The sequence below is a fragment of the Hyalangium ruber genome, from assembly GCF_034259325.1.
Lineage (GTDB): Bacteria > Myxococcota > Myxococcia > Myxococcales > Myxococcaceae > Hyalangium_A > Hyalangium_A rubrum.
This window is the reverse complement of the sequence record NZ_JAXIVS010000027.1, coordinates 12,582-25,590: the sequence shown is the minus strand read 5'-3', so window position 1 is coordinate 25,590 and position 13,009 is coordinate 12,582. Positions and strand designations below refer to the sequence as shown.

General features: G+C 68.1%; 11 protein-coding genes. 7 read left to right on the top strand and 4 right to left on the bottom strand.

The window, feature by feature from the left end; all coding sequences use genetic code 11:
* Positions 1 to 43: 43 nt before the first annotated feature.
* Positions 44 to 688: a hypothetical protein gene (locus SYV04_RS42125; protein WP_321551771.1), complete on the top strand. Its 645-nt coding sequence runs from the start codon at positions 44 to 46 to the stop codon at positions 686 to 688.
* Positions 689 to 718: 30 nt separating this feature from the next.
* On the opposite strand, the gene SYV04_RS42120 is transcribed toward SYV04_RS42125, so the two are convergent.
* Together SYV04_RS42120 and SYV04_RS42115 are read right to left on the bottom strand one after the other, a co-directional pair.
* Entirely contained in the window at positions 719 to 1,192 is a 474-nt protein-coding gene (locus SYV04_RS42120; RefSeq protein ID WP_321551770.1) for an FBP domain-containing protein, read from the bottom strand.
* Between the two features lie 76 nt (positions 1,193 to 1,268).
* Complete coding sequence (locus SYV04_RS42115; protein WP_321551769.1) at positions 1,269 to 4,322, bottom strand: ELWxxDGT repeat protein; 3,054 nt, start codon at positions 4,320 to 4,322, stop codon at positions 1,269 to 1,271.
* 118 nt (positions 4,323 to 4,440) lie between these two features.
* On the opposite strand from SYV04_RS42115, the gene SYV04_RS42110 reads away from it, so the two are divergent.
* From SYV04_RS42110 to SYV04_RS42100, 3 genes are all read left to right on the top strand, one after another.
* Positions 4,441 to 5,226 carry an AAC(3) family N-acetyltransferase gene (locus tag SYV04_RS42110; protein WP_321551768.1) on the top strand — a complete coding sequence of 262 codons (786 nt, stop codon included), beginning with the start codon at positions 4,441 to 4,443 and terminating at the stop codon, positions 5,224 to 5,226.
* 111 nt (positions 5,227 to 5,337) lie between these two features.
* Positions 5,338 to 5,934: a nuclear transport factor 2 family protein gene (locus tag SYV04_RS42105; protein WP_321551767.1), complete on the top strand. Its 597-nt coding sequence runs from the start codon at positions 5,338 to 5,340 to the stop codon at positions 5,932 to 5,934.
* Between the two features lie 100 nt (positions 5,935 to 6,034).
* Positions 6,035 to 6,370: a DUF4180 domain-containing protein gene (locus SYV04_RS42100; protein WP_321551766.1), complete on the top strand. Its 336-nt coding sequence runs from the start codon at positions 6,035 to 6,037 to the stop codon at positions 6,368 to 6,370.
* 32 nt (positions 6,371 to 6,402) lie between these two features.
* Here SYV04_RS42100 and SYV04_RS42095 read toward each other — a convergent pair whose 3' ends face one another.
* The gene (locus SYV04_RS42095; protein WP_321551765.1) at positions 6,403 to 7,224 is read right to left on the bottom strand and encodes an SIR2 family NAD-dependent protein deacylase; all 822 of its coding nucleotides are present in this window, start codon (positions 7,222 to 7,224) and stop codon (positions 6,403 to 6,405) included.
* Positions 7,225 to 7,285: 61 nt separating this feature from the next.
* A complete protein-coding gene (locus tag SYV04_RS42090; RefSeq protein WP_321551764.1) occupies positions 7,286 to 7,795 on the bottom strand; it encodes a nucleoside deaminase in 510 nt (169 codons plus the stop codon).
* 188 nt (positions 7,796 to 7,983) lie between these two features.
* Here SYV04_RS42090 and SYV04_RS42085 point away from each other — a divergent pair, with 188 nt between their 5' ends.
* From SYV04_RS42085 to SYV04_RS42075, 3 genes are all read left to right on the top strand, one after another.
* The gene (locus SYV04_RS42085) at positions 7,984 to 8,583 is read left to right on the top strand and encodes a TetR/AcrR family transcriptional regulator (RefSeq protein ID WP_321551763.1); all 600 of its coding nucleotides are present in this window, start codon (positions 7,984 to 7,986) and stop codon (positions 8,581 to 8,583) included.
* A 128-nt stretch (positions 8,584 to 8,711) separates the two neighbouring features.
* Complete coding sequence (locus SYV04_RS42080) at positions 8,712 to 9,827, top strand: efflux RND transporter periplasmic adaptor subunit (protein WP_321551762.1); 1,116 nt, start codon at positions 8,712 to 8,714, stop codon at positions 9,825 to 9,827.
* A 57-nt stretch (positions 9,828 to 9,884) separates the two neighbouring features.
* Positions 9,885 to 12,986, top strand: coding sequence for an efflux RND transporter permease subunit (locus SYV04_RS42075; protein ID WP_321551761.1), 3,102 nt, complete (start codon positions 9,885 to 9,887; stop codon positions 12,984 to 12,986).
* The last annotated feature ends 23 nt before the right edge of the window (positions 12,987 to 13,009 follow it).

Sequence of the window (13,009 nt, the reverse complement as noted above, 5' to 3'; positions counted from 1 at the left end):
CCAGGCATGCTCGAAGCCGCAGCGGCACCACGGAGGAAGCAGGATGGCCGGGCAGTCACTGGCGACGAAGATTCTGGAAGGCGCGCGCGACTGGGTGAAGCGACTGCCCACGGCGCTGGCGGCGGATGTGGCGATCGACGTGGGGCGCAAGCGGGTGCGCCTGTCCCATCCCCGCGTGGAGGCGCTCTCGCGGCAGGTGCTGCGCGACGTGAAGGCGCTGGAGCTGCGCGACTGGGCGTCTGGTGGCACGGTGTACGACGTGCGGCTGTCCGTGAGCGGCTGGCGCCTGCGGGTGGAGGCCACCCTGGAGCGCCTGGAGCTGGCCTCCGGGCGCTACAAGATGTGGCTGCGCACGCCGGGCAAGGTGGAGTTGGAAGGGTCGCCGGCGGGGTCCGCGCTGCTGATGGGCGTGCTGCGCGCGGGAGCGGGCCAGGCGGCGATACGGGCCCTGGCGGAGAAGCTGCTGCCTCCAGGCATCCGCTGGGATGGGCAGGTGCTGGAGGTGGACGGCAAGCTCCCGAAGGAGGGGGTGGTCTCGGCGCGGCTCTTCGAGTCTTCGACGCTGGCGATCTCGGCCGAGCACTGCGCCGAAGGCCTGTGGCTGTCGGCCGAAGCCTGGCCGGGACTCATCGATCTGCTCCAGGCGGCGTTCGGCACGGACCTGCCGCGCAAACCGCCGGGGACCTAGCCGGCGAGGCGCCACGGCCAGCCCGCGGGCCTACGCCGCGGGTTGACCTTCGATGCCGAGCGCCTCGTGAGCGAAGCGGAACATGCGCTCCTTGAGCTGCTCGATGGCCGCACGCGGGTGGCGTCCGGAGCGGTCGGCCGCCTCCTCCAGCTTCTCCTTGCACCGCAGGTCGACACAGAGGCTCACCCCCACGCGGCGCTTGCTGGTCGCGTCGGTGGTGAGCAGGCCCACCTCGATCGATGAGCCATGGGTGTGGCACCAGTCACAGATGCGCGAGCTGGGAATCCCACGGTCCGGTGAGTCGCGGCGGAAGATGATGCCGATGGGCTTGCGGCTGCCGGGCGCGGTGAAGACGAGGTACACCCGTGCCCCGGACGTCTCCGTCCACGCAAGGTAGTCGCGAACGAAGAGCGGGAAGGCAATGGCCGAGGGCATCTCGATGACCCGGCGGTCGCGCGGGCTGAAGGACTCGATGAGCGCCCGGTCGGTTTCGAGTCGGAACACAGCGGCTCCTTTGGAAGGCCTCAGTGCGTAACAAGCAGGCCCTCCCGGATCCACCCTAGCCGCATGGCCGCCCTGCCTACATGCGACCGAGCGCTCTTCCGCGAGACAGCGCTGCCCACGCCAGCGCCAGCAAGCCCCACCCCGCCCAGCCTCCGCCCACCGAGGAGGACGCACACCCACAGCCACTGTCCTCTGTCTCGGGCGCCGGATTCTGGACCTGGGAATCGCGCTCCACCGTGACGGAGAAGGAGCACTGTGCCCGATTGCCGCTGGCGTCGGTGGCCAGCACCATCACCGTCGTGGAGCCCACCGGGAAGCTGGCACCGGAGGCATGGCTGTACGCGATCGTCGGGTTGCCGATGGGGTCCGTCACCGTGGCGGGCGCATAGTCGACTTGTGCCTCCTCCGCCTTGGTGGTGGTGGAGACATTGGCCGGGCAGTTCAGCACGGGCACGGTGCGGTCCGGGAGGACCATGCGGTGGGGCTCGAAGCCCACGGCGCTGTCATTCGCGAAGAAGAACGCATGGTCGCCCAGCCGCGAGAAGGCCAGTGGAGTCGATGAGCCCGCGCCTGGCGCCGCATCCACCCACCGCTCGGTGCCTTGCGCGGTTCCGTCCGTCACCCACGGCTCGACGCCTGCCTGATCATCGATCCCCGCGAAGAGGACCAGCCCGCGCTCCTCCAGCACGAGCAGGTCGAGCGGACTGTCATCATCCAGGAGATAGGGCACGAAGAGTCCGCTGGTGGGCCCCGGCCGCGCGTCCGACACCCGAGCCGTACCCGCCGCGGAGCCATCCGTCCGCCACAGCTCGAAGCCATGCGCATCATCGAAGGCAGCGAAGAGCACATGCGCGCCCAATCGCGTGAACGCCCCCGCGAAGGAGGATGCGCTGCCTGGGTTCAGGTCTCCGAGCGTCACGGTGCCTTCCGGAGTTCCATCACTCGTCCACGGTTCGAGGCCGTGGGTCCCATCGTCCGCGACGAAGAACAGCCGGTCCCCCACCCAACGCGGCTCGTTGACCTCGCCCAACTCCTGGCGCAGTCGAACCGTGCCCTCCCCCGTGCCATCGCTCTTCCACAGCTCTCCGTCCGAGGTGATGAAGAAGAGGGTGTTGCCGCCCGCGAGCATGTTCCGCGGGTAGAGCTCCCGGAAGCGCGTCGTGCCCCCCTGCGTGCCGTCGCTCTTCCACAGCACCGGGTCCGTGCCGTCGGCGGAGCCGGCAAAGTAGAGCGAGCCGTTCACCACCGTCAGCTGCTCGGGGTAGGAGCCTTCGTTGGCGGCAGGGTTCAGATCGATCGCGAGTGTGGTGCCCGCCTCTGTCCCATCGCTCTTCCACAGTTCCCCGCCGTGGATGCCATCATCGGCGATGAAGTAGAGGGTGTTTCCCAGCGCCACGAGCTCCAGGATCGTCGCGCCCCCAGGCCCCACGCGGATGTCCTTCACCAGCTGCGTCCCCTCCACCGTCCCGTCGGTCTTCCACAGCTCCGTGCCATGGACGCCGTCATCCGTGACGAAGAAGAGCGTGGTGCCAACGAGCAGGGGCAGGGAGATGCCCACGGCGGGGCGGACGCCGAAGTGCTTCAGCAACACGGTCCCCGCCTCGGTGCCGTCGGTCTTCCACAGTCCCAGGTTCCCCGAGCCATCGTCGGCCGGAAAGAGGACCGAGCCCTGCATCACCGCCAGGTTGCGAACCGAGAGCACGGAGTGCTTCGTCCGAGGCTCGAGGCTCCCCATGGCCACGGTTCCGGCCACGGTCCCATCCGTGCGCCACACCTCCGTCGACGTCTGCGCGCCACGGATCTTGAAGAACAGCGACGCGCCCACGGGGACGGGCCCGCCGTAGAAGGCGTCGTGGATGACGTCCCAGTCCTGGGCCCAGTCCTTCAACATCACGGTGCCCGCCTCCGTGCCATCGCTCTTCCACAGGCCGGTTCGGCCCTCGCCCGCGGAGGCCAGGAAGAAGATCGTGTTCTGCCAAGCGCGGAAGACGTGGGGGTAGCCGCGCGCCTCGCCTGGCCACAAGTCCCCCACCGGGACCGTGCCCGTGACAGTGCCGTCCGTCTTCCACAGCTCCGGCTCGTTGGCATCCGGAGCGGCGGAGAGAAAGAACGCCGTGCCCCCCACGGGCTGCGGCTTGTAGATCAAGGAGAAGTCGGTGCCCGTGAGGGCTTCCACGCTCGTGCCATCGCTGCGCCAGAGCCGGTTGTTCTTCACGAAGAGCAGGTTGCTCTGGAAGGCCGTCAGCTGGGAGGGCGTTCCCGACTGGTTGTCGAGCCGCACCGTCCCGGCCTCGGTCCCGTCCGTCTTCCACAGCTCGTTGCGCGAGCTGCCCGCGTTGAAGAAGAGCGTGCTCCCCACCGCCTCCAGCTCGGCGGAGGAGCGGTTCAGAGCACCGGGGACCAGATCGAAGACGCGCGTGGTGCCTGCCTGCGTGCCATCCGTCTTCCACAGCTCCACGCCCTGGGTGGCGTCCAGCGCGGTGAAGAAGACCGCGCCTCCCATGGAGACCAGCTGGGAGTCGGAGTAGAAGTCCTCCCCCGACGAGAGCGCCTTGAAGGGGGCCGTGCCCGCCTCGGTTCCGTCGCTGCTCCAGAGCTGTCTCTCGCGGATGAAGAGCACCTTGTCGCCCACGACAGCCGTGGCGCTGATGTCTTGCTCCGGGTCGCGTCCATCCCGGAAGCGCTTCACGAGCACCGTGCCCGCCTCCGTACCATCCGTCTTCCAGAGGCCCACCTCCGCGAAGTCGCTGGTGGCCACGAAGTAGACCGTGCCCTGGAGCTCGACGAAACGGGAGGGATTGGAAGAGCTCAGCCCTGGGGCGATGTCCTTGATGCGCCGGGTTCCCGCTTCCGTCCCGTCGCTCCTCCAGAGCTCGTTGCCGCTTGCCCCATCGTCCAGCGACAGGAAGGTCACTCCCGCCGCCGTGGTGAAGATCTCCCCCTTGCCCTCATCCGCGTAGTCGGGAAACCCCTGGGGCCGCGTGTTGATGTCCCGCGCCCGGGTGACTCCCTCCAAGGACTGGGGCGTAGTCGTCCGCGCTCCTGCTTGCGCCGAAGGCTCCTCACATCCCGAAAGTCCCGCCGCCATCGCGGCCACGAGCAGTGCCTGGATCCTCTTCGTCCGTCGCATCAATGGGTCCTCCCCCTTCAGTGCCACTTCGTTATCCGGCTCCCTCTCCTCTTGGGCAAGCGTCTTGTTCACGGAGGCATCGCCCGGCGCGATAATGGCCAGGATGAGCGCAAGCGAGATGGAGCGACCCGAACTCAGCAGAGCCCATGTCGCAGAGCAGCTCCGCGCGCTGGGCGTCCGCGAAGGCGGCGTGCTGCTCGTCCATACTTCCTTCCGCGCGGTGCGGCCGGTGGAGGGCGGACCCCTCGGATTGATCTCCGCGCTGCGCGACGCGCTCGGGCCGCGGGGCACACTGGTCCTGCCCTCGAGCACCGGCGACGATGACACACCGTTCGACCCCCGAACCACGCCCGCAGCGGAGAGCCTTGGCATCCTGCCCGAGCTGTTCTGGCGTCAGCCGGGCGTGCTCCGCAGCAACCACTTTGGCGGCTTCGCGTCAGTGGGACCCCGGGCAGCCGAGATCATCTCCGCGCCGCTCACGCTGCCCCCGTCCTCGCCTGGAAGCCCGATCAGCGTCATCCACGCGCTCGACGGGCAGGTGCTGTTGCTCGGCGTGGGCCATGGCTGCAGCACCATGCTGCACCTCGCGGAGATCCTCGGCGGCGCCCCCTATCGGGTTCCGCGCCACTACACGGAACTCCGGGACGGGCGGCCCGTCCGGATCGACTACGGCGAGAACGACCACTGCTGCGAGCGTTTCGAGCAGATGGATGCATGGCTGCGGGCAGCGGGGCTCCAGGCGGAAGGCCCGGTGGGTCACGCGCCTGCGCGATTGGTGCGCGCGCAGGACCTCGTGCGGGTTGCCGTCGAGCGGCTGGCGAGCGACCCCCTCCTGTTCCTCCACCCTTCGGGCGCTGGCTGCGAGGAATGCGACGAAGCGCGGGCGAGCGTTGGCGACATCTAGGAGTGCGCCCCTCTGGCTGCTCGGGGCTCCCCTCGGGACAAGGCGACCTCAGCGGGCCTGATTGTCCGTGAATGGGAGCGCCTCCACCTTCGCGTCAGGAGGACGTCGCTCATGATGCGTCGAATCGCAGTGTGTCTCGTCTCGCTCGTGCTCACCGCACCTGCCTGGGCAAAGGACCCGAAGCCCCCACCTGAGACAGGGGGCTCGGGCATGTCCATGGACCCGGACATGATGGGGCCATGGACCCGCAAGCCGACCAACGAATCGAAGACCAAAAAGGAGATTGAAGCCTTCTTCAAGGAAGAGGACGCCCTCATCAAGAGCCGCGATATCGATGTGGCGATCTCCCGGGTGGACTTCCCGACCCTCTGGGTGACCGATACCCGCAAAGGCATCCCCAAGGAGGAGACGTACGACCTTCAGAAGTACAAGGAGATGATGCAGTCCATGTTCGCGCACATGCCCGCCGACACGGTGATGACCAGCAAGCCCACCATCACCGTGTTGTCGGACTCGCTTGCCACCTACACCAATGACTTCACCATGATCTCGGAAGGGAAGAAGCGGAGCGGTCGGAACGCTGGGCTCCTGGTGAAACGCGATGGCAAGTGGAAGTGGAAGACGATGTACGAGGCGGGCTGGGGCGACGCGCCCTCCTCTGGAGTCGGGGGTTCCGGAGTCCCTGAAGCCCCGGAGGAGCCGAAGTAGCGCGCCTCAGGCAAGCACGGCGCGCGGTGCCCGGACGCCGCGCGCCCATCCGTTTCTCGGTGTACCCTTGCCATGAGCCGTTCCACCGAGAAACGAGACCATGCAAGAAGAGCGCAGAGTGATCGTTGCTTCTGAACAGGGCATTTCCATCCGAAGCGTCAAAGACATTCCCGACGCCATCGGCGCATGCTTTGGCGCGGAGGGCATCATCTTCCTCGAGGGAGATCTCGGGCCGGAGTTCTTCGTTCTCCGCAACGGATTGGCGGGCGAGGTCCTACAGAAGTTTTCGAACTATCGACTGCGCGTGGCGATCGTCCTGCCGAATCCAGAAGTCCATGGCGACCGGGTCAAGGAGCTTGCCTACGAACATCGATCGCACAACATGATTCGCTTCGTTCGTTCGAGAGAGGAAGCCGAGACCTGGCTGCGCGCCTGATGCAGCTGGCGAGGCTACCTGTCGCGAGGGGTCTATGACATCGCCAATCCGAGCGCCTTGCACACCTCGACCAGCACGACCTCCGCGCCGGCGGAGATGGACATGACGCCATCGCCGCTGACGCGCGGAGCGGGATCGATGTTGAAGATGGGCACGTTGCGCATGCGCGCTGAGCGCAGCACCAGGTCCGTTACGCCCACCGAGAATGACGTACCCGCGAAGATGACCAGTTGCGCATCCTCTTCCGCGGAGCGGCACACGGCCTGCCAGCCATAGCTGCGGTGCTCGGCGTAGTATTCGTCGAACCACAGGACGTGCATGCGCAGCAAGCCGCCGCAAGATGGGCACCGCGGCACGTTGGCCTCTACCGGCTCTTTCCGGAAGGCGGTGAGATCGACTTCGCTCGCGGCGATGGAGCCCTCGGGCGCCCCCAGCGCGCAGTCGGGCTCGGAGCAGCGATAGCGATCGCTGCTGCCATGCACCTTGATCATCCGCTGCGTGCCTGCTTGCTCATGCAGCGTGTCGATGTTCTGCGTGACCAGCAGGAAGTCGCCTCCCCGGGCGAGCTGAAATCGCTCCAGCGCGGTGATGGCGAGGTGCCCCGGGTTGGGACGCGCGCCTTCGAGCTTGTCGAACCGAGAGAGATACCATTGCCACGAGCCCGCTGGGTTCTCGGAAAAGAACCGGTAGGTGCCGAGCTCCGTGACATCGCGCTTCCAGATGGCGTCCTTATCGGTGCCCCGGAAGGTGGGAATGCCACTGGCGTGGCTGACGCCAGCGCCGGTGACGATGAGGATCTGGCCGGGGTGCGTGGCCCGCACGGACGCGATGAGAGTGGAGAGGGCTTTCTGCATGGGGCACGAGCGTACTACGCGGGGTTTTCAGAGCTGGATATCGGGGGACGCGCTCATGGGTTCACGAGTCCCTGGAGCGCAACGCATCCCGCCCGCAGGGCAGCTTCGCGAAGGCCTCATCGGTCCGCCGGTACAGCGGATCACACACCTCGGGCAGGAGCGGACCGACCCACTCCATGGCGTTCGTGCCCGCGTAGTACGGAGGCAGGTGGGGCAGCAGCCCTCCAGCTCCCCCTTCGACGTCGGTCGCGCCGAAGACGACCCGCCCCACCCCGTGCAGCAATAGGGCGCCCATGCACATGACGCATGGCTCCAGCGTGCTGTAACACGTCATCTCTCGCGCTCGCGGCCACAGCGCCTTGTCCACTCCCCGTAGCGCGCACATCTCCGCATGCGCGCCCGGATCGTAGACGGGCTGCAGCACCGAGCTCGCTCCCTCCGAGATGATGGAGCCATCGAGCACCAGGAGCGCCCCCACAGGCAGGTTGCCCGCACGCTCGGACTGGAGCGCCAGTTCGACCGCGCGCTCAAGGTAGGTTCGATCACGCGTGTTCATACGAGAGCCCGTCATGCCACCCTCCTCGTGTCCACCTTACGCAGAGTGAGGGCGTATGGGATGACTTCTCGGGGTGCAGGACGGGCCGGACTTCGAGCGCCAGGATGCCCGACCGGCCTTCAGGCGGCCCGCAGGAGGGGGGCTTCCGCACTGTGGAGAAGAGGACTTGCGCTGACTGACTGACCGGATTACTATTTGGGTCAATGAGTTCCGACCCTCGCACCGCCATTCTCAACTCCGCCGGTGAGGTCTTCGCCCGCTTCGGGTTCAAGAAGGCCTCCATGGAGGACATTGCCCGCCGCGCCGGTGTGGGCAAGGGCAGCCTCTACCTTCACTTCGAGAGCAAGGAGGAGCTGTTCGAGGCGTGCCTTCGGCTCCTTAGTGCGCAGTCGATAGCCGAGTTCGAGATGGCCGTGCGTCGGGCCGAAACCCCTGGTGCCCAGATCCGGGCGTTCATCCAGTGCAAGCTGGAGCAGAACTCGCGCATGGCTCACAGGGAGCGGTTCCAGATGGAGACCCTCTTTGAGCTGGGCACGCAGGCTCGGCGCCTCCTGCCCGAGTTCCAGCAGAAGGAGACGGCGCTTCTCGAGCGCATCCTCGCCGAGGGCAATGCTCAAGGGGTGATGGCTGTCGCAGCCCCCCACCTGGTGGCCACCGGTCTGGTGGAGACACTCTGGGCGATCTCCGGCAAGTTGCTGACGCAGGACGGCACCGCTGCGTTGAGAGCAGCGCTGGACGCCTACCTCGACGTCTTCATCCGCGGGCTTGCGCCTCCACGCGCCGCGCCGCCCCATCCGAGCTGAAACGCCACGCACCTCCTCACCGCGCAGGCGTGGGGTGTTCGTGTGCCCTGAACTGACCCAAAAACCAATCCAGTCATCAGGTCTGTATTCCCAAGAGGGGCCAGACCCACAGAACAAGGAGCAAAACAATGAAGGCGTCCGTGAAGTCGGTCGTGGTGGCAGTGGCGGTGGCGGCGGCTGGGTGTGGCGGTAGCAGCAAGTCGGCCCCCCCGCCCGCGGCAGCCCAGGTGGCCCAGAAGCCCGTGGGTGTGAAGGCCCTCACGCCCGCTCCCCAGCTCGAGGCGAGCGTCCTGCGGGCCACCGGCAGCGTGCGCTCCAAGCAGGAGGCGACGCTGAGCGCTCAGGGCTCGGGCACCCTCATGCGCGTCAGCGTGAAGGTGGGCGAGCGCGTGAAGCGCGGGCAGGTGCTGGCGCAGCTGGACACCTCCAACACGCGCATCGCCGCCGATCAGGCGCGTGCCGCGAAGGCGGCGGCGGACGCGGCGCTCGACGGCGCGACGACCGAGGTGGAGCGGGCGCGAGCCCTCACGGAGGCGGGCAGCCTCGCCCGTGCCTCCCTCGACAAGGCCGAGGTGGGCTACCGACAGGCGCAGGCCCAGGCCGCCCAGGCGGCCGCCGCGCTGGCCAACGCGAACGAGGTGCTGCGCGACGCCACCCTCACCGCTCCCTTCGACGGCGTCATCACCAGCCGCAACCGCAACGAGGGCGACTACGTGTCGACCGGCACGGCCATCTTCGGCCTCGTCAACACGCAGGAACTCGAGGTGCGCGTCCCGGTGCCCGAGGCCTTCGTGGACCGCGTGAAGCAGGGCAGCGTCGTCAAGGGCACGATCAGCCCCTCCGGCGCTCCCTTCGAGGCGCGAGTGGCGAGCCTGGGCGCCACCATCGACTCGCAGACGCGCACCGTCGAGGTGCTCGCCGACGTGCTCCCGGCCAAGGAGACCGGGGGAGTTCAGCTGCGCGCGGGGGCGCTCGTGGAGCTCGACTTCTCGGCCGCGGTGGCCTCCGAAGGCGAGCCGGGCCAGGCGGGACTCTTCCTGCCCTCGCAGGCCGTCCAGGCCCAGGGCCAGCAGGGCTTCGTCTGGGTCGTGCAGGACGGCAAGGCGCAGCGCCGTGACGTCAAGGTCGAGCGCGTGCTGCCCGGCTTCGTGCGCGTGGTGCAGGGCCTCGGCGCCGAGGAGCGCGTCGTCGCCGACGCGAGCCTGCCGCTCCAGAACGGCACCGCGCTCCAGGTCGTCCAGTAGCTCCGGGCGGCCTTTCCCCTCTCTTCCTTCCCACTCTTTTCGCCGCACGCCCTTCCCATGCTCCAGACCTTCATCAAACGCCCCGTCTTCACCATCATGTTGATGGCGGCGGTCGTCGTCTTCGGCCTCTACGCCTACCCACGCATTGGCGTTGACCAATTCCCCAACGTCGACATCCCCGTCGTCACCGTCACCACGCTGCTGCCGGGCGCCGACCCCGAGTCCATGGAGAAGAACGTCTCCGACCCGCTCGAGGAGGTGCTCAACACGCTCAACGGCGTGGACGAGGTCAGCTCCATCAACCTCGAGAACGTCAGCCAGATCATCATCAGCTTCAAGCTGGACACCAACCTGGACGTGGCGGCCCAGGACGTGCGCGACCGCGTGCAGGCCACGCTGCGCTCGCTGCCCGACGACATCGAGGCGCCCGTCATCGAGAAGTTCGACATCGGTGCGGCACCCATCGTGACACTGTCGCTGTCCGGCTCCCTGCCCATCGAGGAGCTCACGCGCGTGGCCGAGGACGTGGTGAAGCCCTCGCTGCAGAGCCAGCCGGGCGTGGGCAGCATCAGCGTGGTGGGCGGTCGCAAGCGGGAGATCCAGCTGGTGGTCGATCCGCAGCGGCTGCGCGGCTACGGGCTGGCCATCGGCGACGTGAGCCAGGCCCTCCAGGCGCAGAGCGTGGACCTGCCCGGCGGGCGCGCCACACAAGGGGGCCGCGAGCGCATCGTGCGCCTGACGGCCGAGGCGCGCAGCGTCTCGGAGATTGGCAACATCATCCTCGCCAGCCCCAACGGCACCCCGGTGCGCGTGCGTGACGTGGCGGCGGTGGTGGACGGCGCCCAGGAGGCGCGCGGCCTGGCACGCTCGGACTCGGGGGCCGCCGTCGCCCTCGTGGTGCGCAAGCAGTCGGGCGCCAACACGGTGCAGGTGGCCGAGCTCGTCAAGGAGTCGCTCGCGGAGATCAACGCCGGGCTGCCTGAGGGCGTGGCGGTCAGCACCGTCAGCGACAACTCCACCAGCATCCGCGCCTCCATCCACGCGGTGCAGGTGGACATGGTGCTGGGCGGCGTCCTCTCCGTCCTCATCGTGCTCCTCTTCCTGCGCAACCTGCGCTCCACACTCGTGTCCGCCATCGCGCTGCCCGTGTCCGTCGTCGGCACCTTCGCGGTGATGGCGCTGCTGGGCTTCACCTTCAACATCATCACGATGCTCGCGCTGACGCTCTCCATCGGTCTGCTCATCGACGACGCCATCGTGGTCATCGAGAACATCGTGCGTCACCTCGAGGAGGGAAAGACGCCGGTCCAGGCCGCGCTCGAGGGCACCCGGCAGATCGCCGTCGCGGTGTTCGCCGTGACGCTCGCCATCGTGGCGGTGTTCATCCCCGTGGCCTTCATGGAGGGGATGATTGGCCGGTTCTTCTACCAGTTCGGCGTCACGGTGGCCGTGGCGGTGCTCATCTCCTACGCGGTGTCGATGACGCTCACGCCCATGCTGTCCAGCCGCCTGCTCAAGGGGCATGGGCACGACACCCCCAGCCGCTTGAGCGCCGCCATCGAGCGCGTGCTGGTGGGCATGGAGGACTGGTACCGGCGCGCCCTGGGCGCGGTGCTCAACCGCCGTGGCCTCGCCATGGCCGCCGCCGTGGGCGTGCTGGTGTTGACGCTGGGCATGGCCCGTTTCCTCAAGTTCACCTTCATCCCGGCCTCCGACAACGGCGCGGTGCGCGTGACGCTCGAGCTGCCCGTGGGCTCCACCCTGGAGGACACCGAGCGTGAGCTCGGCATCGTGGCCCAGCAGGTGCGCACCCTGGAGGGCGTGAAGGACACGTTCAGCACGGCGGGTGGCGGCACCCTCGAGGAGGTCCACAAGGGCGAGGTGCTGGTGAACCTCGTGCCGCGCAAGGAGCGCAGCTTCGACCAGGAGTCCTTCAAGACGCGCCTGCGCGACACGCTGGCGCAGCGCCCGGGCGTGCTGATGTCCGTGCAGGACAGCTCTGGCGTGGGTGGTGGCGGCCGCACCCAGCAGGTGCAGTACGTGCTGCGCGGCACCGACTGGGCCCAGGTCACCGCCGCCAGCGAGAAGATGCTCGCGGTGATGAAGTCCAACCCGGGCTTCACCGACATCGACACGACCTACCGCAGCGGCAAACCCCAGTATGACGTGCGCATCGACCGCGAGCGCGCCGCGCAGCTCGGCGTTCCTGCCGCCCAGGTGGGCATCTCGCTGCGCGCCTACCTCGGCCGCGATGAGTTCATGACGTACCGCGAGGGCGGCGAGACGTACGACGTGAAGCTGCGCCTGCCCGATGCCACGCTCGCCTCCCAGGAGGCCCTGGGACAGCTCACCGTGCGCACCTCGAGCGGGCAGCTGGTGGAGCTGCGCAACGTGGCGAACATCACCCCGTCCGAGGGCCCGGTGCAGATCGACCGCCTCAACCAGCAGCGGCAGATCACCCTGCTGGCCAACCTCGCTCCCGGCTACACCCTGGGCGAGGGGATGAGCTTCCTCACGGCGAAGGCCCCGCAGGAGCTGCCCAAGGGCGTGACCGGGGGCTTCTCCGGCAACGCGAAGGAGATGGGCAAGACGATGGGGGCCTTCGCCACGGCGCTGGGGCTCGGCATCCTGCTGCTGTACATGATCCTGGCCGCGCAGTTCGAGAGCTACATCCACCCCTTCACCATCATGCTCTCGCTCCCCTTCGCGCTCATTGGTGCCATCGGCGCGCTGCTGCTGTCGGGCAACGCCCTGTCGATGATTGCCCTCATCGGCGTCATCATGCTGATGGGCCTGGTGGTGAAGAACGGCATCCTGCTGGTCGACTTCACCCAGCAGCTGCGCGAGGCCGGCAAGAGCGCTCGCGAGGCGCTGCTGCAGGCGGCTCCCGTGCGCCTGCGCCCCATCCTCATGACGACCATCGCCATGGTGGCCGGCATGGTGCCGGTGGCACTCGCCCGCGGGGATGGTGCCGAGACGCGCGTGCCCATGGCGCTCGTCATCATCGGCGGCCTCATCACCTCCACCGTGCTGACGCTGGTGGTGGTGCCGGTGGTGTACTCGCTGCTGGACGGCCTCGCCTCGCGCAAGCGCCACGCCGAGGCCGCACAGCCCGCCGAGGCCCCTGCGCACTCGGAGCCCGTGGCGAGCACCCCGTAGTCACCTCGCTCCTCCCCCTGGAC